At 60.8% G+C, this 301-nt stretch carries 1 protein-coding gene; it reads left to right on the plus strand.

Annotation, left to right across the window (positions count from 1 at the left end; genetic code table 11):
- Positions 1–90: 90 nt before the first annotated feature.
- A partial coding sequence (locus EN859_RS36915) for a hypothetical protein (RefSeq protein WP_210237782.1) occupies positions 91–301 on the plus strand: 211 nt, incomplete at its 3' end.

Genomic DNA, 301 nt, shown 5'->3' on the forward strand with positions numbered 1-301 from the left:
ACGCTGCAGCGTGTCTGGCCAGGTAAGGCTTGATTGGTGCCGACTTCCGGCATTGGTCGCGTCGCACCCACCTCCCAGGATTCGAACTCAATGAAGAAAGCAGTACTCGCGGACGCGGTCGGTGGTGTGGTCCTGACCGTATTTGTCACCGCCGTCCTGACCGGGCTGCATGCGCAGGTGGGCGGCAATCACGGCATCGTCAACTTTCTGGGCAGCGCGGAATTGCCCATCGTGGCATCTGTGTTGATGCTCGACTCGCTACGCGAAGCGATCGGTTCGATCTACGAAGGCGAGCATCGCC

Source organism: Mesorhizobium sp. M00.F.Ca.ET.216.01.1.1, from assembly GCF_004010325.2.
GTDB lineage: Bacteria > Pseudomonadota > Alphaproteobacteria > Rhizobiales > Rhizobiaceae > Mesorhizobium.